Below are 19,274 nucleotides of genomic sequence, written 5' to 3'. Positions count from 1 at the left end.
GTGCGCGAAAGCGGCTTGCTTTCGACTTTCTCCAAATATTCCGGGGGTGAGGCCGCAGGCCGAGGGGGGGCGCGCCCCCCTCTTGCTCATTTCTCGGGCAGCAACCCGCGCGGGCTGAAGCGCAGCACGAGAAGCAAGATCGCCCCCATGATCACCAGCCGCATCTGCGGGGCGGCATCGAGAAGGTGATCCTTGACGCTGCCCTCGGAGAGCCCGGTCGCCACGATGCCCATCAAAAGCGGCCCCCATTCACCGGCCTTGATCCAGACGAACCAGATCAGGAGCCCGCCGAGCACCGCCCCCCAGTTGTTGCCCGATCCGCCCACGATCACCATCACCCAGATCAGGAAAGTGTAGCGCAGCGGGTTGTAGCTTGAGGGCGTCATTTGCCCGTCGAGCGAGATCATCATCGCGCCCGCCAGCCCCAGCACGGTGCAGCCGAGAATGAAGATCTGCAAATGCCGTCCGGTGACGTTCTTGCCCATGGCGCTCGCGGCCACCTCGTTGTCGCGGATCGCGCGCATCATCCGCCCCCAGGGGGAGTTTAGCGCCAACTGCGCCGCCCACATCAGCACTGCCAGAACCCCGACGAAAAGTCCGATATAAAGCAGCTTGACGAGAAGCGTCGAGCCGACCATCGGATCGAAGCCGAAGTCCGCAACACGCGCGACAAAGCCCGGATCTTGTTGCAGGTCGGTCTCGTAGGGCACGGGCCAGGGGCGGGGAATGCCGTTCACATTGAGCACACCACGTGCGAGCCATTCTTCGTTTCGCAAGATCGCGACGATGATCTCGCCGATGCCGAGCGTGGCGATGGCGAGGTAATCCGAGCGCAGGCCAAGTGCGGTCTTGCCGACGATCCAGCCCGCGCCCGCGGCGAGCGCCATGCCCAAGGGCCAGGAGAGCAGTGTGGGCAGACCAAGCCCGCCGAGGTAACCAGTGGCGGCCGGGTTGATCGCCTGAATGGCTTCCACCGCCGGGTCGAAAAGCGTGCGATAGGCCACAAAGCCCAGAACCAACACCGCGGCCACGACCCAGCCGCGCAGCTTGCCCCGTATCCGGTTATAGAGGGTGACGGCAATGATCAGCGTGACGATGGCGACGGCGAAGGCAAACAGGATCCCCCAGCCCCCCGCCGCGAAGGCGCCCTCGGTCGGCGGCATGGCGACGAGCACGGGGGCGAGGCCCCCAAGGGCCAGAAAGCCGACGACGCCGGTGTTGAAAAGCCCGGCATAGCCCCACTGGATATTGACGCCCAGCGCGAGGATGGCCGAGATCAGCCCCACGCGCAGGATGCCGAGCGCATTGTCCCAATGGCCCGAAAACATCGTATTGGAGACCGTGCCCTCGAGGATGAAAAGCACCGCGAGCGCCCCAAACATCGCCGGCGCGCGCCATTTGCCGCCCTTCGCGGCTTTCGGTTGATGCGTGCTCATACCGATTTCCCCTTGAAGAGCCCGGTGGGCTTGAACAGCAAAACGATGATCAGGATCGCAAAGCTGACGGCGAATTTGTATTCGGTCGACAGCAGTTGCAGCAGGCTCTCTGGCTCCCAGCCCGGGATCAGATACATCGCGACCTTCTTCCAGGCATAGGTGACGGCAACCTCGGAATAGGCGATCACGAAGCCCCCGGCGATGGCGCCGAGCGGGTTGCCGAGCCCGCCCACGATCGCCGCCGCAAAGATCGGAAGAAGCATCTGGAAGTAGTTGAAAGCCTTGAACGATTTATCAAGGCCGTAGAGCGTCCCAGCGATTGTGGCGAGCGCTGCGGCGATGATCCATGTCACCATCACCACCCGGTTCGGGTCGATGCCGGAGAGAAGTGCCAGATCTTCGTTATCAGCATAGGCGCGCATCGATTTGCCGGTGCGGGTCTTGGCGAGGAACCAGAACAGCGCCCAGACCACGAGCCCCGCGGCAACCAGGGTGATCGCCTGCGTCGAGCGGATCGCGAGCGGTTCGGCAAGGCCCGTCAGGGTCTTGAACTCACGCGCGGTGATCAGGAAGCGCGCGCCATCGTCAAACTTGATCTCGCCCACGCCGATGATGAAGCGGGTGAGCCCGGTCATCACGAACATCACGCCCACCGAGACCATGGTGATATAGATCGGGGCGGCGCGGATGGTGCGGTAGTAGCGATAGACCACGCGGTCTGTGCCAAGGACGAAAAGCGCAGTGCCAAGGATGCCGAAGGGCAGGGCGAGGAGCGCGGTGGGCAGCGGGCCAAAGCTGATGCCAAGCGCCTGAAAGGCCCATGTCACAAGGATCGTCAGCGCCGTGCCAAAGGCCATCGTGTCGCCATGGGCGAAGTTGGAAAAGCGCAAGATGCCGTAGATCAGCGTGACACCGAGCGCGCCAAGCGCAAGTTGCGCGCCGTAAGCGGTGGCGGGCACGATGACATAGTTCAGCACCGCGATGAATGCGTTGAGAAGATCCATCTCAGCCCCCGAGGAAAGTGCGCCGGACCTCGGGATCGGCCATCAGGGCCGCGCCGGTGTCGGTGTATTTGTTCGCGCCCTGCACGAGCACATAGCCCTGATCAGCGATCTCGAGCGCCTGCCGGGCGTTTTGCTCCACCATCAGGATCGAGATGCCGGTGCGCGCCACCTCGATGATACGGTCGAAAAGCTCGTCCATCACGATGGGGGAGACGCCCGCAGTGGGCTCGTCCAGCATCAGGAGTTTTGGCTTTGTCATCAGCGCGCGGCCCACGGCCACCTGCTGGCGCTGCCCGCCGCTGAGCTCGCCCGCGTTCTGGTGACGCTTTTCGCGCAGGATCGGGAACAGCTCATAGACCTGCTCCATCGTCTCGGAAAAATCATCCTCGCGGATGAAGGCGCCCATTTCGAGGTTTTCCTCGACCGTCATCGTCGGGAACACGTTGTTCACCTGCGGCACGAAGCCCATGCCCTTTTTCACCCGCTCCTGCGGCGAAAGCGCGGTGATGTCCTTGCCGTCCAGCGTGACACGGCCCGCGCGCAGCTTGAGCATGCCAAACACCGCCTTCATCGCGGTGGATTTGCCCGCACCGTTGGGGCCGACGATGACCGCGATCTGACCTTTTTCGACCTTGAGCGTGCAGCCGTGCAGAATATCGGCGGCGCCGTAGCCGCCCGTCATTTCAGAGGCATCGAGAAAGCTCATTGCGCGCCCCCGCGGGAGCCCATGACGCTCTGTTTGATGAGGAAAAAGCCTGTCATGCCGACGCCCCCGCCTTGATCTTGTTCTTCAAGCCCCGCCCGAGATAGGCCTCGATCACCGCTTCGTTTTGCATGATCGTTTCCGGGCTGCCCTTGGCGAGCACCTTGCCCTCGGCCATGACGATCACCGGATCGCAGAGCCGACCGATGAAATCCATGTCATGCTCGATCACGCAGAAGGTGTAGCCGCGTTCCTTGTTGAGCCGTACGATCGCATCGCCGATGGTGTTCAGAAGCGTCCGGTTCACCCCGGCGCCAACCTCGTCGAGAAACACGATCTTCGCCTCGACCATCATCGTGCGGCCCAGCTCCAGAAGCTTTTTCTGGCCGCCCGAGAGGTTCCCGGCGCGCTCGGTCTTGAGGTGCGAAATCGTCAGGAAGTCAAGAACTTCATCGGCCTTCTTCAGAAGCTCCGCTTCCTCCTCGGCAATCCGTCCGCGGCCGAACCAGGCATTCCACAGATGCTCGCCCGACTGCCCGCCCGGCACCATCATCAGATTCTCGCGCACCGTCATGGTGGGGAATTCATGCGCAATCTGGAAGGTGCGCAACAGCCCCTTGTGAAAGAGCTCATGCGGCGCGAGGCCGGTGATATCCTCGCCATCCATCGTCACCCGGCCCGATGTGGGCTTGTGCACCCCGGCGATGACATTGAAGAGCGTCGATTTGCCCGCGCCGTTCGGTCCGATCAACCCGGTGATCGAGCCGGTGGCGATTTCGAGCGAGGCACCATCGACGGCATGAAAGCCGCCAAAGTGCTTGTGCAGGTTCTCGACCCGGATCATGTTTCCCCTTGGTGGCCCGGTTCGGGCCGGTATTCGCCGTTTTCGGCCTTGTTTTCAAAGGAAACAGCCCGGATTTCTCCGGGCTGTCTCGGTCTTGGTTTCCGCCTCAGCGATAGCGGACGGTTTCGATCTTGCCGTCCTTCACCTCGATTTCGCGGAAGGTGCCAGCAGATTCGCCCGCCCCGATGAGTTCCACCGAGGACGCGCCCTGATAGTCGACGTCCTTGCCTTCGGCGATCAGCTCAAGCGCCTTGCCAAGCTCGCCGGGCAGGATTTTTTCGCCCGGAGCATTGGCGACATCCATGACCTTCTCCTTGTACACGGAGGGATCGGTGGAATTCGCGGCGGCCATCGCCAGCATGATCAGCGCGGCGGCGTCATAAGCTTCGGCAGAATAGACGCCCGACCCGTCAAAGCCCGCGGCCTTGGCCAGCTCGAGGAACTTCTCCTTGCCTTCGCCCTCGGAGGACGGCATCTGCCCGAAGGAGCCGTTCACCTCGGCACCGAAATTGGTTTCGAGCGCGGAACCAACCATGCCATCCGGGAAGACGAAGGTTTCAAACGCGCCGGTATCGAGGGCGCCGCGCAGGATGCCCGAGCCGCCTTGGTCCACATAACCCGCAATCACCAGTGCGTCGCCGCCCGCCGCCGCGAGCGCGGCCACTTCGGCCGAATAGTCCGGCTTGCCGTCGTCATGCGCGGCGTTGATGGTGATCTTGCCGCCCTTGGCCTCGAACGCCGCAGCGAAGCTGTCGGCGAGGCCCTTGCCATAGTCGTTGTTGGTATAGGTCAGCGCCACCGATTTGATGCCGTGCTCCATGATGATGTCGGTCATCACGTCTGACTGGCGCGCGTCGGAGGGCGAGGTGCGGAAGAACAGGCCGTTGTCGTCGAGCGTCGAGAGCGCGGGCGAGGTGGCCGAGGGCGAAATCATCACCATGCCCTTCGGCATGGCCACGTTTTGCAGCGAGGCGGTGGTTTCGCCCGAGCACATGCCGCCGACGATGCCTTTGACGCCATCCGCAGTGATCAGTTTTTCAACGGTGGCGGAGGCCGCGGCGGAATCGATGCAGGTGCTGTCGCCGCGCACGCCGGTGACGGTGGCGCCGCCCATGAACTTGCCGGAGTCGCTCACTTCCTTCATCGCCAGTTCGGCGCCATCGGCCATGGCCGGCGACATCGATTCGAGCGGGCCGGTGAAGCCGAGCGAGATCCCGAGCTTGACGTCATCGGCAAAAGCGCCGCCGGCCGTCAGGGCAAGAGCAGCGCTGGCCAGGAGAAGCTTCTTCATATGTTCACTCCCATGTTGGAACATTGTCCTGGCCGCGCAGGTTAAAACCGGAGACTGGAAAAGAAAATAGGCCAGTTGGTCAGGTTTTGCCCTGAAGGGCCCGTTCGCAGCGCGTTTTCGTCGCGCCCCGGGCCATTCAGGGGCCGCTCATTCCGGCAAGTCATCATCGAACTCCGGGTCGAAATCCGTCTCCGGGTCGAAATCGAGTGCCGCGATCAGGGTCGGGTCCAGAGTGCCGGGCTCTCCCGGCGCGCCCGACGTGCCGCGCTCGCGATAGGGCGTGGTGCGGTAATGCGCGCGGTAGCATTTGGAAAAATGCGAGGGGCTGGCAAAGCCGCAGGCGAGCGCGACGTTGATCACGCTCATTTCCGTTTGCATCAGCAGGTTGCGCGCCTTCTGCAGGCGGATTTCCATGTAGTAGCGCTTGGGTGAGCGGTTCAGGTAGCGGCGGAACAGCCGTTCGAGCTGCCGCGTCGACATGCCAACCTCTTCGGCGAGTTTCGAGGGGCTGATCGGCTCCTCGATATTGGCCTCCATCCGGCCGATCACCTGCGCAAGCTTGGGGTGCCGCACGCCGATCCGGGTCGGGATCGAAAGGCGTTGGCTGTCCTGGTCGGTGCGGATCGAGTTGTAGATGAGCTGGTCGGCGACGGTATTGGCGAGGCTCTCGCCATAGTCGCGCGCAATCAGCTTCAGCATCAGGTCGATCGAGGCGGTGCCGCCCGCCGAGGTGAGCCGGTTGCCATCGATCACGAAGACCGATTTGGCGAGTTTAACCCCTTCGAAATCTTCAAAAAAGCTGTCCTGGTTTTCCCAGTGGATGGTGGCGCGCTTGCCTTCGAGGAGCCCCGCCTTCGCCACCGCCCAGGCGCCGGTGCAAAGCCCCCCCATGGTGGCGCCGCGCCGCGCCTCGCGCCGGAGCCAGTTCAGGATCGGCTTCGTCGTTGCCTCGGACACGTCAATGCCCCCACAGACAAGCACCGTATCGTCGCGGGTCACTTCATCAAGGCCCATGTCGACGCGTAAAACCGTGCCGTTCGAACAGGTGACATCCTGCCCGTCTTCGGACGCGAGCTTCCAGTCGTAGATCTTCTGGCCAGAAACCTGGTTGGCGAGCCGCAAGGGTTCGATCGCAGAGGCGAAGGCCATCATCGTGAAGCGATCGAGCAACAGGAAGATGAAACGACGCCGGCGCTCGGGCGTATCGAGCCGGATCGTGCCCTGAGAGGGCGCGGGGCGGGAGTGGGTGCGGGGAGTAGTGGAGGGCAGCCGCATTTGCGACCTCGGGTTCGTCGTTTTTTGCACAGATACAGGCTTTCTGCGCGCACGCAAGCCCCCTGTGACAGAACGGTGAAATTCAGCCGCTCTGCGGCTGCGCCGCCCGGATTTCGGGCGCCCGCGGGGTGAAAAACGGGTTTGCCTTGCGCCGCGCGGGCTTTATAAGCCGGGCGATCAAGAGCTCGGAGGGCAAGATGGCCAAGGCATGGACGAAATCGGACTGGCGCGCGAAACCGCGGGTGCAGATGCCCGATTATCCTGATGCACAGGCGCTGGCCTCGGTCGAGGCGCAGCTCGGGCATCTGCCGCCGCTCGTCTTTGCGGGCGAGGCGCGCCGGCTCAAGGCCGATCTCGCCAAGGCGGCGAAGGGCGAAGCCTTCCTTTTGCAAGGCGGCGACTGTGCCGAGAGCTTCACCGAATTCTCCGCCGACAATCTGCGCGACACGTTCAAGGTGCTGTTGCAGATGGCGATCGTGCTCACCTGGGGCGCGAAAGTGCCGGTGATCAAAGTGGGCCGGATGGCCGGGCAATTCGCCAAGCCGCGCTCCGCGCCCACCGAGATGATCGGCGGGGTCGAATATCCGTCCTACCGCGGCGATATCATCAACGGGTTCGAAGCGACCGAGGCCGCCCGCACGCCCGATCCGGCGCGGATGCTGACCGCCTATACCCAGGCGGCGGCCTCGCTGAACCTGCTTCGCGCCTTCTCGACTGGCGGCTATGCCGATATTCACCGCGTGCAAAGCTGGATTTCCGGCTTTACCGACGAAGATGAAGCGGCGCGCTACCGCGAAGTGGCGGAGCGGATCTCGGATGCGATGGATTTCATGGCCGCCGCGGGGGTGACCTCGGAAACCGCGCATGAGTTGGCGGCAGTTGATTTCTATACCTCGCACGAGGCGCTGCTCCTCGAATATGAAGAGGCGCTCTGCCGGATCGACAGCACCACCGGTCTGCCGGTGGCGGGCTCGGGCCATATGCTCTGGATAGGCGACCGCACCCGGCAGGTGGATGGGGCCCATGTCGAATTCTGCCGTGGCGTGCAAAACCCAATCGGTCTCAAATGCGGCCCCTCGACCACGGAGGAAGACCTCAAGGTCTTGATGGCAAAGCTCAATCCGCAAAATGAGCCGGGCCGCCTCACGCTGATCGCGCGGTTTGGCGCGGGCAAGGTGGGCGAGCATCTGCCGCGCCTGATCCGCACTGTGCAGGCGGAGGGCGCCGAGGTGGTCTGGTCCTGCGACCCGATGCACGGCAACACGATAAAATCGGCCTCGGGCTTCAAGACCCGGCCGTTTGACTCGGTGCTGCGCGAGGTGCGCGAGTTCTTTGCCGTGCACAAGGCCGAGGGCACGATCCCGGGGGGGGTGCATTTCGAGATGACCGGCAAGGACGTGACCGAATGCACCGGCGGCGTGCGCGCGGTCTCGGACGAAGACCTCTCGAGCCGCTATCATACCGCCTGTGACCCGCGGCTCAACGCCAGCCAGTCGCTGGAACTGGCCTTCCTCGTGGCTGAGGAGCTGCAAGACCGGCGCATGATGAAGAAAGCCGCAGGGCTTTAAGAGCGCCACACAATCCTTTGAGATTAAATAGAAAGGCCCGGGGAATTCCCGGGCCTTTTCTTCCTGCCTGTCGCGGCAATTGGTCAGTCGTTGCTGACAACACGGAACATCGCGCGGCGCTCTTCGGGCGTGCGGGCGGTGAAGGCGGGTTTGGGCGGTTGCGCCACGCGCGGCACCTGCGCGACCGGCGCCGCCGGCTTGCCGAAATGCGGCAGGCGCTCGCCAAGGCCGAAGGCTTCGGGGCGGACAGGCGCAGGCGTTTTGGCCGGGGTCGGCACGCCCACTTTCACCGGCTCGACATGCGAGGCCTCAACCAGGAAGCGGCGCGGCGTGCGGCCAATGCCCTGACCTTCCGCGACGAGGCAGCCGAGGATGCGCGTCACATCGCCCATGTCGGATTTCATCGGCAACAGGATCATCCGCGCCGTCATCGGCGGTTTGCCAATCCCCGCCTCGGCGGTCAGCACAAGCTCGGCAATCGACGGGCCGGAGAACACTGCCTCGGTCGCATCGGCCACGCGTTTGCGGCCCTCGGGGGTGAAGAGAGCGGTGAGCGGCATGCCGCGCACTTCCATGCCCATCAGATCATTGAGATGCATGCCCGCAAGGCGAAAACGGCCCATGCCGGGGGCGACGCGCTCAAGAATGAAAGCATATTCGAGCGTGTTCTGCAGCCCGCGCGGGTCAATCTCGGCGCGCGCCGGCACATCGCGTCCCTGGCGCAACCCTTCCCAATAGGCCCGCATCTGCGAGACGACCCGACGACCCACGCCAGTGTCTCCGAGACGCGCCAGTTGGTCTTTCATGTCGTGGTCGTGGTCCATATTGTCCATCCCGTTTCCGGCCCTGATCTGGGCTCTGGCGTCCTGATGCTCCGGCCTTTGGCGAGGCGGGTCTTTCTGTTGACCCCGGGAGCGAAATCCTTACTGAACTCTTAATACGCCCTTTTTCGGCCACACGGAGAACTAAAGTCTTAAATGGTTAAACTTGCAGATAGATCCCGCTCGCCGTCCGCCCCCGCGCCGGGGCTGCGCTCGATGACCGCTTTTGCCGCCGCTTCGGGGGCGACGGAGGGGCATGACTGGGCCTGGGAGATCCGCGCCGTCAATGGCAAGGGGCTCGATTTGCGGCTGCGCCTGCCCGAGATCGAGGGGCTTGAGGCGGAGGTGCGCGCGGCGGTCACGCGCGCGGCCGCGCGGGGGAATATTCAGCTTTCCCTGAAAGTTGCGCCCAAAAGTGGAAGCGAGCGGCTGGACCTTTCCATGTCTGCGCTCGGCGCGGCGCTCACCGCGCTGCGCGAAGTGGAGGAAACGGCGCGGGCGCATGGGCTCACGCTCGCCCCCTGCCGCGCCACCGATCTTCTGGGCCTGCGTGGCGTGGTCACCCAGAGCGCGGGAGAGACGAGCGATCCAGCCGCGCTGAAAGCGGTGCTTCTGGCCGGGCTCGACAATCTTCTGGGCGATTTCGTGGCAATGCGTGCGGCGGAAGGGGGGCAGCTTTGTGGCGTGATTGCGGCGCAAATCGAGAGAATCAGCGATCTGACCGAGCAGGCGGCCGAAGTGGCGGAGGCGCGCCGCCCCGAAACGGCGGCAGCGCTGGCCGCAGCATTGGCCCGCGTGATGGAAAATGCCCCCGCCGCCGATGCCCCGCGCGTGGCGCAGGAACTCGCCCTTCTGGCCGTTAAGGCCGATGTCACCGAGGAGATTGACCGGTTGCGCGCGCATCTCGCCGCAGCGCGCGCGCTTTTGGCAGAATCAGGCCCCGTGGGGCGCAAGTTCGAGTTCCTGACCCAGGAATTCGTGCGCGAGGCGAATACTCTCTGCTCAAAATCGGGGGCGACCGCCTTGACCGCAATCGGGCTTGACCTGAAGCATGTCATCGACCAGATGCGCGAGCAGATCCAGAATGTGGAGTAAGACATGCCCGAAATGCGCCGCCGGGGGCTGCTGATCATCCTTTCCTCACCCTCTGGCGCAGGAAAATCGAGCCTTGCCAAGCGCTTGATGGCTTGGGACGCGACGATGCGGTTTTCCGTCTCGGCCACAACGCGCGCGCCGCGGTCCGGTGAGGTGGACGGGCGCGACTATTACTTCAAGAGCCGAGAGGGGTTTGAGGAGATGGTCGCGGCGGGCGAGATGCTCGAGCATGCCGAGGTGTTCGGCAATCTTTACGGTACGCCGCGTGCGCCGGTGGAGGCGCGACTCGCCGAGGGGCATGACGTGATCCTCGATATTGACTGGCAGGGCGGCCAACAAGTGCGCCGCTCGGTTCTGGCGCAGGATGTGGTCAGTATCTTCATCCTGCCGCCGACGATTGCCGACCTTGAGGCGCGGCTGCGCATGCGCGCGCAAGACTCAGACGAGGTGATCGCCGGACGAATGGCAAAAAGCCGTGACGAGATCAGCCATTGGGGCGAATATGATTATGTGGTGGTCAACCGCGATCTGGAGATCTCCGAAGCTGAGCTGCGGGTGATTTTGCAAGCCGAGCGCGCGCGGGCGGTGCGCCAGCCGGGGTTGACCGAATTTGTGCGCGGGCTGAACAGGGAGTTCGAGAACCGATGATCTATGCGCTCGACGGCGTGGCGCCGGTGCTGGGGCAGGGCGCCTGGGTGGCGCCCGATGCCAATCTGATCGGCAACGTCGTGCTGGAAGAGGAGGCCTCGGTCTGGTTTGGCTGCACGCTGCGCGGCGACAATGAAGAGATTCGCGTCGGCCGCGGATCGAACGTGCAGGAAAACGTGATCTGCCACACCGATATGGGTTTTCCGCTCGTGATCGGCGCCAATTGCACCATTGGCCATAAGGCGATGCTGCATGGTTGCACGATTGGTGACGGCACACTGATCGGCATGGGGGCCACGGTGCTCAACGGCGCGAAAATTGGCCGGGGGTGCCTGATTGGTGCGGGGGCGCTGATCACCGAGGGCAAGGAGATCGCGGATGGCAGTCTCGTGATCGGGGCGCCGGGCAAGGTGGTGCGGATGCTCGATGAGGCTGCACAGGCACGGCTCTTGAAATCCGCCGAGCACTACCGCGCCAATGCGGCGCGGTTCCGCGCCGGGCTCACAGCGCTCGGCTGACCTCAGTTCACGCTCGCGGGCACTTCGAGAATTGCAAAATCGCGGGCGCCCCAGATCTGGCGCACCTCGGCGCAGACGATCGCGGTGTTGGGCAGCGGCGCCGAATAAGCGCGCAACGGCCCCTGATAGCCGATCCGGTCAAGCCGGCGGGCCAGATCAAGAATATCGTGATCGGGGCTGAACAGGGGCGCGAGCACCACATCGGGCGCAACCCGCGCCAGAAGCTCCGCGTCGAGCATGTTGATGCGGGCGATGGTGATCGAGGCGCCCGTCACACCACGCAACGCCCGCGGCAGTGCCTGCGACGGATCCACGACCAGAATCCGGCGGCCCGCCAGCGAGAGAGACGCAACCTCCGGTTGCTTCAAACGGCGTTCGAATTCATCGACTGGTGGGGGCATTGCTCCATCCGTTTCGGCTGGTGGCTCTCCACCAGTACATGATCGATCCGCACCAATGTATCGACTAGCCCCCTCGTCGATACACACGGTCTTGATTAGTCCTATGGTTTCCCCGAAGTTGACCCGGGTCAAGCTTCAGCTCGCGTGGAAGGAACAGAAAATTGCCGGATTCGTCAACAATCTCCTTCTCCGAGGCGCTCCCGTTTCCCATCATGGTCGTCTCTCGCCTGCAGCGTGTGGTTCATGCGAATGCGGGGGCCGAGGCGATGCTGGGCGAGGGGCTTGCGGGGCGCGCGCTGGTGACGGTGTTGCGTCAACCCGCGCTCATTGATGCGGTGGAAACAGTGATTGCCGGCGGGCAGCGCCAGCAGGTGCGGCTCCGGCTCGGCGCGGTCGGGCGCGAAGGGCTGGTGCAGGTGACGGTGGCGCCGCTCGAGCCGGGTGGCGGGGCTGAGGGCGTGGTCGTGCTTGGATTTGAAGATGTCACCGCGCTCGAGAATGCCGAGGCGATGCGGCGCGATTTCGTGGCCAATGTGAGCCATGAGCTGCGCACGCCACTCACCGCTCTGATGGGCTTTGTCGAAACGCTGCGCGGAGCCGCGAAAGATGACCCGGTGGCGCGCGACCGGTTTCTGGCGATCATGGAACGCGAGGCGGGGCGGATGAACCGGCTGGTGGGCGATCTCCTCTCGCTCAGCCGCGTCGAATCGGAAGAGCGTCGCCGTCCCACCGCCGAAGTCGACCTTGGCACGGTCTTGCGCGGCGCGATGCAGGCACTCGCGCCCCTGGCCGAGGCGCGACAAGTGGCCCTGATGCGCGAGGGGCTGACGGAGGGGCTGAAACTCCCGGGAGACCCGGATCAGCTCACGCAGGTGTTCACCAACCTGATCGAGAATGCGATCAAATATGGCGGCACGGGCGGCGAGGTGCGGCTTGGTGTCGAGCGGATCGATTATGAGCCGGTTTTGCGTGGGGCGGCGCTGAAAGTGGTGGTGGCCGACAAAGGCGAGGGGATCGAAGCGATTCACCTGCCGCGGCTGACCGAACGGTTCTACCGCATCGACAGCCACCGCTCCCGCGAACAGGGCGGCACGGGGCTCGGGTTGGCGATCGTCAAGCACATCATCTCACGGCACCGCGGCCGGATGAAAGTGGAAAGCGAAAAAGGCGAAGGCAGCCGCTTCATCGTTATTTTGCCCCTTGCCTGACCAAGCGCGCGGCCTCGACACAGCCGCTTTATCGCGCCAAGAAGGGTAAGGAATGCCCTTGATCTCCTTCATGATGCTATGAATTTCTCTGGATGGGTGACGTTGAGGGGGCTGGTGCCCCCTTTCTCATCGTAACCAGATCGCGCCGTTCGGGCCGAGGGTCACGTTCTTATCGGTTACCTCCGCCGCGAGCGCCGGGCCGCAGGGCGTGCCCGTGATGCCCGGCAGCGTGATCGGATCGGGGCCGAGATTGAACAGGCAAGTGAGCGTTTCGTCCGCTGTCGAGCGGGTGAAGCCTAGCACCGGTTCAGGCACATCGAGGAAGGTCATGTCACCTGCGCGCAGGGCCTCGGAACCGCGGCGGAAGGCGAGAACGGCGCGGTAATGATGCAGGACGGAGGCCGGGTCGGCCTCTTGCGCGGCCACGTTGCGCGCGGCCTGCGGCGGTTTTATCGGAAGCCAGGGCTTTGCGGTCGAGAACCCCGCGTTTTCCGAGCCATCCCAGACCATCGGCGTGCGGCACCCGTCGCGCCCCTTGTTCTCGGGCCAGAACCGCAGTCCGGGCGGATCGGTGAGCTCTTCGTAAAGCAGCTCTGTTTCGGTCTGCCCGAGTTCTTCGCCCTGATAGACCCCGATCGTGCCCCGGAACGACGCAAGCATCGCGATGGCGAGTTTTGCCACCGCCTCCGGCGTGCCGTGCTTTGCCCAGCGCGTAACATGGCGATTGACGTCGTGATTGGAGAAGGACCAGGACGGCCAGCCGTCCGGTGCCCCCTCGAAAAAGCTCATAATCACGTCGCGGTAATGCTCCGGCGTGAATTTTGGCCCCAGCATGTCGAAACTGTAGGCCATGTGCAGATGCGCTGTGCCCGACGTATAATCCGCCATGATCTGCACTGCGCGATGCGGCACATCCCCAACCTCACCCACCAGGCAGCGGCCCTCGTACTGATCCAGAAGTGCGCGCATTTTAGAAAGGAAAACAAGGTTTTCGGGTTGCGTCTTGTCGTAGAGATGGTCCTGCATGTCATAGGTGGAAACCGGCGGCCAGCGCTCGGGCTCGGGGGCCGCAGGGGGGTTATCGCGCAGTTGTGCATCGTGCACATAATAATTGACCGTGTCGAGGCGGAAGCCGTCGACCCCGCGCTCTAGCCAAAACCTGAGTACATCGAGCATCTCGGCCTGCACCTCCGGGTTGCGCAGGTTGAGATCGGGCTGCGAGATCAGGAAATTGTGCAGATAATACTGCCCGCGCTCGGGCGACCATTCCCAGGACGAGCCGCCGAAGACCGATTGCCAATTCGTCGGCGGCGATCCGTCGGCCTTGGCATCGGCCCAGACATACCAGTCCTTCTTCGCGCCTCCCGCCTTCGAATCAGCAAACCAGGGGTGACGATCGGAGGAATGGCTGAGCACCTGATCGATGATCACTTTCAGACCGAGCTCATGCGCCCGCGCCACCAGCGCGTCGAAATCGGCGAGCGTGCCGAAGGCGGGGTCGATATCGCGGTAATCGGAAACGTCATAGCCCATGTCCGCCATCGGTGAGCGGAAGATCGGGCTGAGCCAGATCGAATCGACGCCGAGACTGGCCACATGATCAAGCCGCGCGGTGATCCCTTTCAGGTCACCCAGCCCGTCCCCGGTGCTGTCCTGAAAGCTGCGCGGATAAATCTGGTAGATCACCGCGCCGCGCCACCAATTTCTTCCCATTGTCATCTCCCTGCCAACATATGAGGCAAGCATAAGTCCATTCTGCGCCGCGGCAATCCCGGGGGCTGCGATCGCGCGGGTTCGGCTTGACGGCGGCAGGGCGGCGCCCCATCAAGGGAGAAGGCAGGGATTTGGCCAAGGGAAGGTTTGACGTGAAAGATGTAAGCGCCCCCGGTATCGAGGCCTTCAAGGCGGAAATTCTGCGCCATCTGACTTATTCGATGGGGAAAGATGCCGATCATGCCTCGGTCTATGACTGGCGGATGGCGCTGAGCCTTGCCCTGCGCGACCATATTGTCGAGCCCTGGTTTGCCGCGACGAAGCAAACTTGGGATCAGGGCCGCAAGCGCGTTTATTACCTGTCGATGGAATTTCTGATCGGGCGGATGCTCGAGGATGCGGCGATTAACCTTGGAATGCGTTCGGTGGCGCGCGAGGCGATCGAGGCGCTCGGGCAGGATTGGCATGCCGTGGTGGAAGACGAGCCCGATGCCGCGCTCGGCAATGGTGGCCTTGGCCGGCTGGCGGCCTGCTACATGGAAAGCATGGCAACGCTTGGCTGCGCGGGCTACGGCTACGGCATCCGATATGAACACGGCCTCTTTCGGCAGCGCTTCGAGGGCGGGCGGCAAGTCGAGACCCCGGAAGACTGGCTCAAGCAGCGCCACCCCTGGGAGTTCGAGCGCCCCGAGGTAAGCTACGAGATCGGCTTCAAGGGCGCGGTCGAGATGACCGGCGGCAAGGCGACTTGGGTGCCTGCGGAAACGGTGCTGGCCGAGGCCTGCGACATGCCGGTGATCGGCTGGCAGGGCCGCTGGGCGAACACGCTGCGGCTCTGGTCTGCCAAGCCCACGACGCTTTTTGACCTTGCGCGCTTCAACCACGGCGATTTTGCCGCCGCCGCCGAGCCCGAAGCGCTGGCACGTACGCTCTCGCGCGTGCTTTACCCCGACGATACGACCTTCCAGGGCAAGGAGCTGCGCCTCAAGCAGGAATATTTCCTGACCGCCGCGGCGCTGCATGACATTTTGCGGCGCCATCTCGCGGGTGGCTACAAGCTGACCGAGCTGCCCAAGCATGTCGCGATCCAGATGAATGACACCCATCCGGCGATCGCGGGGCCGGAACTGATCCGGCTGCTCACCGACGTGCACGGGATGGAATTTGAACAGGCCATTGATATTGCAACGCAATGTCTGGGGTACACGAACCACACCCTGCTCCCCGAGGCGCTCGAACGCTGGGCGACCTATCTGATGGGCTCGGTGCTGCCGCGGCATATGCAGATCATTGAGGCGATCGACGCCTGGCATCTGCGCGCCAATCCCTCGCGCCCACATTATGTGGGCATCGTCAAGCATCACGAGGTGCGGATGGGCGAGCTTGCCTTCATCACCGCGCATAAGGTGAACGGGGTCTCGGCACTCCATACCGAGTTGGTGAAGAAGAACCTGTTTCCGGAGCTGCACAAGCTGCACCCGGACCGGATCGTCAATCAGACCAATGGTGTCACGCCGCGGCGCTGGATGCGGATGGCGAACCCGGCGCTCTCGAAACTGGTCACCGCGAATATTGGTGCCGGCTGGGAGGCTGATCTGGACAAGCTGCGTGAGCTTGAGAAGTTCAGCGAAGACAAAGATTTCCGCGATGACTTTGCGAAAGCGAAGCGGGTCAACAAAGTGGCTCTGGCGAACTGGATCGCCGAGACGCAGGAGGTGCAAGTCAGCCCAGATGCGCTCTTTGACGTGCAGGTGAAGCGGATCCACGAATACAAGCGCCAGCTTCTGAACATCCTGCAGACGATCGCCGAATGGCACGCGATCCGCTCCAATCCGACGATGGAGGTGGTGCCGCGGGTCAAGATTTTCGGCGGCAAGGCGGCGCCGGGCTATCAGGCGGCCAAAGAGGTGATCCGGCTCATCAACGATGTGGCGAAAGTGGTCAACAACGACCCCTATGTCGGCGACCGGCTCAAGATCGTGTATCCGGCGAACTACAATGTCTCGATGGCGGAACGGCTCATTCCGGCGGCCGATCTGAGCGAGCAGATCTCGACCGCGGGCAAGGAAGCCTCGGGCACGGGCAACATGAAATTTGCGCTCAACGGCGCGCTTACTATTGGCACGCTCGATGGCGCCAATGTGGAGATCCGCGAAGAGGTGGGGGCGGATAACTTCTTCCTGTTCGGGCTCACCGCGGAAGAGGTGATGGAGCGGCGCAAGGATCCCGAACACGCCCGCCATGCGATCTTGCAAAGCCAGGTTTTGCAAGACGTGCTGCAGATGGTCGCCGAGGGGCGGTTCTCGCCTGAGGAACCGGGGCGCTATCACGGGCTTGTACACAACATGTGGCACAGTGATTATTTCCTCGTCGCGTCGGATTTCGAGGCTTACCGTGCGGCGCAGGCGGAGGTTGATCGTGCTTTCGCCGCGCCTGACCGCTGGTGGCGCATGGCCGTGCTGAACACCGCGCGGATGGGATTCTTTTCGTCCGACCGCGCGATCCGGGGATACATGGCGGAGATCTGGGGAACAGACTCCGCGCTGTGAGGGATGAATGCCGATGATCAAGCTCGACGAGGCGATTGCGCTGGCCGAGGGCCGGCATGAAGACCCCTTTGCCGTTCTCGGTTGGCAGAAGGCGGGGAAGGGCGGGCGGATCGCGGCGCTGGTGCCCGGCGCCGACAAGCTCTGGGCGATTGCGGTGGACGGCAAGGCAACCGAACTTCCGCATCTGACGCACGGGCTCTTTGTCGGGCCCTGGAAGGGCGGCAAATATCGGCTCAGGGCCAAGAATGCGCTCGCGACCTGGGATTTCGACGATCCCTACAGCTTTGGCCCGGTGCTGGGTGCGATCGACGAATATCTGATCGGCGAAGGCACGCACCGGCATCTGTGGCAGGTTCTGGGCGCGCATGTGATCACCCATGAAGGGCTGCGCGGCGTGCATTTTGCAGTTTGGGCGCCAGCGGCCAGACGCGTCTCGGTGGTGGGCAATTTCAACACCTGGGACGGACGGCGGCATCAGATGCGGCGACGCGGGTCGACCGGCGTCTGGGAGATCTTCATTCCCGGGCTGATGGCGGGCGAGGTCTATAAATACGAGATCCTTGGCGCTGATGGCCAGATCCTTCCGCTCAAGGCCGATCCGGTGGGCTTTGGCGCCGAACATCCGCCGCAGACGGCCTCGCTCGTGCGCGAGCTTGGGCTGCATATCTGGGGCGACGGCGCCTGGATCGCCGGGCGCGAGAGCGCGAACAATATCCATGCGCCGGTCAGCATTTACGAGGTGCATCTGGGCTCCTGGCGGCGGGTGTGGGAAGAAGGCGGGCGCGCGCTCAGCTATCATGAACTCGCCACGCAGCTTGTCGATTACGTGGTCGAGATGGGCTTTACCCATATCGAGCTGCTGCCGATCACCGAGCATCCGTTTGACGGCTCCTGGGGCTATCAGCCGGTGGGGCTTTACGCGCCCACCATCCGCCATGGCCGCCCCGAAGAATTCGCAGCTTTCGTCGACGCGGCGCATCAACGCGGCATCGGCGTCATTCTCGACTGGGTGCCGGGCCATTTCCCGACCGATGATCATGGGCTGCGCCGCTTTGATGGCACAGCCCTTTACGAGCACATGGACCCGAAAGAGGGGTTCCATCAGGACTGGAACACCCTGATCTACAATTACGGGCGGCGCGAGGTGAAGAACTACCTTCTGGCCAACGCCTTGTTCTGGCTGGAGGAATATCATCTCGACGGGCTGCGGGTCGATGCCGTGGCCTCGATGCTCTACCGCGATTACTCGCGCCGCGACGGCGAATGGGTGCCCAACCAGTTTGGCGGGCGCGAGAACCTCGAGGCGATCGAATTTCTCAAGGCGATGAATGCGCAGGCCTATGGTGGCGCCCCCGGCATCATGACCGTGGCCGAGGAAAGCACCGCCTTCCCGGCCGTGACCCAACCCGTGCATACTGGTGGGCTGGGCTTCGGCTTCAAGTGGAACATGGGCTGGATGAATGACAGCTTGCGCTATTTCTCCCGCGACCCGATCCATCGCCGCTGGCATCACAACGAACTTACCTTCGCCTCGTCATATACTTACAGCGAAAACTTCATCTTGCCGATCAGCCATGATGAGGTTGTGCACGGCAAGGGATCGATGCTGGGCAAGATGCCGGGCGATGGCTTGAGCAAATTTGCCAACCTGCGCGCCTTCTATGCATTCCAATGGGCGCATCCGGGCAAGAAGCTTTTGTTCATGGGGCAGGAATTCGCACAGGGCCGCGAATGGGCCCATGCCGGTGCGCTCGACTGGCATCTGCTCGATGAACCGCTCCACCGCGGCATTCAGGCGATGATCCGCGATCTGAACAAGCTCTACCGTGAGATGCCGGCGCTGCATTGGGGAGATTGCGACCCCGCTGGCTTCGACTGGATCGAGCCTGACGATACCGAGGCCTCGGTCTATGTGTTCGAGCGCCGCGCGCCCGGTGCCGCTCCGGTCGTTGTCGCGGCCAACCTCACACCGGTGGATCGCACCTACCGCATTGGCCTGCCGCAGGGCGGCACCTGGTGCGAGATCTTCAACTCGGACAGCGGTTATTACGGCGGCGCAAACTGGGGCAACCTCGGGGCCATCGAGGCCGAGGAGATCGCAACGGCGCGCCGCGGGCTCAGCGCCGAAGTTTATCTGCCACCGCTCGCGGTGGTGATGTTCACGCCAGCCTGACAGGGGCGCGTGAACGGGGAGACAAGA

General features: G+C 63.4%; 16 protein-coding genes. 7 read left to right on the top strand and 9 right to left on the bottom strand.

Going from position 1 to position 19,274, the window contains the following annotated elements; all coding sequences use genetic code 11:
• Positions 1-86: 86 nt before the first annotated feature.
• The 6 genes from CRO22_RS12850 to CRO22_RS12825 form a co-directional block, all read right to left on the bottom strand.
• Complete coding sequence (locus CRO22_RS12850; protein ID WP_097070555.1) at positions 87-1,436, bottom strand: branched-chain amino acid ABC transporter permease; 1,350 nt, start codon at positions 1,434-1,436, stop codon at positions 87-89.
• The gene (locus CRO22_RS12845) at positions 1,433-2,440 is read right to left on the bottom strand and encodes a branched-chain amino acid ABC transporter permease (RefSeq protein WP_097070554.1); all 1,008 of its coding nucleotides are present in this window, start codon (positions 2,438-2,440) and stop codon (positions 1,433-1,435) included. Before CRO22_RS12845 ends, CRO22_RS12850 begins: the two co-directional genes overlap by 4 nt.
• A gap of 1 nt (position 2,441) precedes the next feature.
• Complete coding sequence (locus CRO22_RS12840) at positions 2,442-3,146, bottom strand: ABC transporter ATP-binding protein (protein WP_097070553.1); 705 nt, start codon at positions 3,144-3,146, stop codon at positions 2,442-2,444.
• A gap of 52 nt (positions 3,147-3,198) precedes the next feature.
• Entirely contained in the window at positions 3,199-3,987 is a 789-nt protein-coding gene (locus CRO22_RS12835) for an ABC transporter ATP-binding protein (RefSeq protein WP_097070552.1), read from the bottom strand.
• A 106-nt stretch (positions 3,988-4,093) separates the two neighbouring features.
• On the bottom strand, positions 4,094-5,278 hold the full coding sequence (locus CRO22_RS12830; protein ID WP_097070551.1) for an ABC transporter substrate-binding protein: 1,185 nt from the start codon (positions 5,276-5,278) through the stop codon (positions 4,094-4,096).
• 147 nt (positions 5,279-5,425) lie between these two features.
• Entirely contained in the window at positions 5,426-6,553 is a 1,128-nt protein-coding gene (locus CRO22_RS12825; RefSeq protein WP_245860975.1) for a GlxA family transcriptional regulator, read from the bottom strand.
• Between the two features lie 197 nt (positions 6,554-6,750).
• On the opposite strand from CRO22_RS12825, the gene CRO22_RS12820 reads away from it, so the two are divergent.
• Positions 6,751-8,121 carry a class II 3-deoxy-7-phosphoheptulonate synthase gene (locus CRO22_RS12820; RefSeq protein WP_097070598.1) on the top strand — a complete coding sequence of 457 codons (1,371 nt, stop codon included), beginning with the start codon at positions 6,751-6,753 and terminating at the stop codon, positions 8,119-8,121.
• 83 nt (positions 8,122-8,204) lie between these two features.
• Here the strand turns inward: CRO22_RS12820 and CRO22_RS12815 are convergent, their stop codons facing one another.
• Positions 8,205-8,954, bottom strand: a complete 750-nt coding sequence (locus CRO22_RS12815; protein WP_245860974.1) for a PAS domain-containing protein — start codon at positions 8,952-8,954, stop codon at positions 8,205-8,207.
• Between the two features lie 204 nt (positions 8,955-9,158).
• Here CRO22_RS12815 and CRO22_RS12810 point away from each other — a divergent pair, with 204 nt between their 5' ends.
• The 3 genes from CRO22_RS12810 to CRO22_RS12800 are packed head-to-tail and all read left to right on the top strand — an operon-like array spanning position 9,159 to position 11,203.
• Complete coding sequence (locus tag CRO22_RS12810) at positions 9,159-10,037, top strand: YicC/YloC family endoribonuclease (protein WP_097070550.1); 879 nt, start codon at positions 9,159-9,161, stop codon at positions 10,035-10,037.
• Positions 10,038-10,049: 12 nt separating this feature from the next.
• Positions 10,050-10,685, top strand: a complete 636-nt coding sequence (gmk, locus tag CRO22_RS12805) for a guanylate kinase (RefSeq protein ID WP_176518638.1) — start codon at positions 10,050-10,052, stop codon at positions 10,683-10,685.
• On the top strand, positions 10,682-11,203 hold the full coding sequence (locus CRO22_RS12800; protein ID WP_097070548.1) for a gamma carbonic anhydrase family protein: 522 nt from the start codon (positions 10,682-10,684) through the stop codon (positions 11,201-11,203). Before gmk ends, CRO22_RS12800 begins: the two co-directional genes overlap by 4 nt.
• A gap of 2 nt (positions 11,204-11,205) precedes the next feature.
• Here CRO22_RS12800 and CRO22_RS12795 read toward each other — a convergent pair whose 3' ends face one another.
• Entirely contained in the window at positions 11,206-11,604 is a 399-nt protein-coding gene (locus CRO22_RS12795; protein ID WP_097070547.1) for a hypothetical protein, read from the bottom strand.
• Between the two features lie 161 nt (positions 11,605-11,765).
• Between CRO22_RS12795 and CRO22_RS12790 the strand changes: the two genes are divergently transcribed.
• On the top strand, positions 11,766-12,812 hold the full coding sequence (locus CRO22_RS12790; RefSeq protein ID WP_097070546.1) for an ATP-binding protein: 1,047 nt from the start codon (positions 11,766-11,768) through the stop codon (positions 12,810-12,812).
• A gap of 126 nt (positions 12,813-12,938) precedes the next feature.
• Here CRO22_RS12790 and CRO22_RS12785 read toward each other — a convergent pair whose 3' ends face one another.
• On the bottom strand, positions 12,939-14,525 hold the full coding sequence (locus tag CRO22_RS12785) for an alpha-glucosidase (protein WP_097070545.1): 1,587 nt from the start codon (positions 14,523-14,525) through the stop codon (positions 12,939-12,941).
• A 152-nt stretch (positions 14,526-14,677) separates the two neighbouring features.
• Between CRO22_RS12785 and CRO22_RS12780 the strand changes: the two genes are divergently transcribed.
• Together CRO22_RS12780 and glgB are read left to right on the top strand one after the other, a co-directional pair.
• Positions 14,678-17,074: a glycogen/starch/alpha-glucan phosphorylase gene (locus tag CRO22_RS12780; protein WP_217991901.1), complete on the top strand. Its 2,397-nt coding sequence runs from the start codon at positions 14,678-14,680 to the stop codon at positions 17,072-17,074.
• A 7-nt stretch (positions 17,075-17,081) separates the two neighbouring features.
• A complete protein-coding gene (gene glgB, locus CRO22_RS12775; protein WP_097070543.1) occupies positions 17,082-19,247 on the top strand; it encodes a 1,4-alpha-glucan branching protein GlgB in 2,166 nt (721 codons plus the stop codon).
• Positions 19,248-19,274 lie beyond the last annotated feature (27 nt).

It is taken from the genome of Rhodobacter maris, assembly GCF_900217815.1.
GTDB lineage: Bacteria > Pseudomonadota > Alphaproteobacteria > Rhodobacterales > Rhodobacteraceae > Rhodobacter > Rhodobacter maris.
Note: the sequence above shows the minus strand (reverse complement) of the source record. Positions and strands in the feature narration are given on the sequence as shown.

Bases quoted from the DNA above. Each gene is read 5' to 3' on its own strand.
- CRO22_RS12785 (WP_097070545.1), bottom strand. From the start codon at position 14,525: ATGGGAAGAAATTGGTGGCGCGGCGCGGTGATCTACCAGATTTATCCG.
- CRO22_RS12845 (WP_097070554.1), bottom strand. From the start codon at position 2,440: ATGGATCTTCTCAACGCATTCATCGCGGTGCTGAACTATGTCATCGTG.
- CRO22_RS12810 (WP_097070550.1), top strand. From the start codon at position 9,159: ATGACCGCTTTTGCCGCCGCTTCGGGGGCGACGGAGGGGCATGACTGG.
- CRO22_RS12795 (WP_097070547.1), bottom strand. From the start codon at position 11,604: ATGCCCCCACCAGTCGATGAATTCGAACGCCGTTTGAAGCAACCGGAG.
- CRO22_RS12815 (WP_245860974.1), bottom strand. From the start codon at position 8,954: ATGGACAATATGGACCACGACCACGACATGAAAGACCAACTGGCGCGT.
- CRO22_RS12840 (WP_097070553.1), bottom strand. From the start codon at position 3,146: ATGAGCTTTCTCGATGCCTCTGAAATGACGGGCGGCTACGGCGCCGCC.
- CRO22_RS12830 (WP_097070551.1), bottom strand. From the start codon at position 5,278: ATGAAGAAGCTTCTCCTGGCCAGCGCTGCTCTTGCCCTGACGGCCGGC.
- gmk (WP_176518638.1), top strand. From the start codon at position 10,050: ATGCGCCGCCGGGGGCTGCTGATCATCCTTTCCTCACCCTCTGGCGCA.
- CRO22_RS12820 (WP_097070598.1), top strand. From the start codon at position 6,751: ATGGCCAAGGCATGGACGAAATCGGACTGGCGCGCGAAACCGCGGGTG.
- CRO22_RS12800 (WP_097070548.1), top strand. From the start codon at position 10,682: ATGATCTATGCGCTCGACGGCGTGGCGCCGGTGCTGGGGCAGGGCGCC.
- glgB (WP_097070543.1), top strand. From the start codon at position 17,082: ATGCCGATGATCAAGCTCGACGAGGCGATTGCGCTGGCCGAGGGCCGG.
- CRO22_RS12850 (WP_097070555.1), bottom strand. From the start codon at position 1,436: ATGAGCACGCATCAACCGAAAGCCGCGAAGGGCGGCAAATGGCGCGCG.
- CRO22_RS12835 (WP_097070552.1), bottom strand. From the start codon at position 3,987: ATGATCCGGGTCGAGAACCTGCACAAGCACTTTGGCGGCTTTCATGCC.
- CRO22_RS12825 (WP_245860975.1), bottom strand. From the start codon at position 6,553: ATGCGGCTGCCCTCCACTACTCCCCGCACCCACTCCCGCCCCGCGCCC.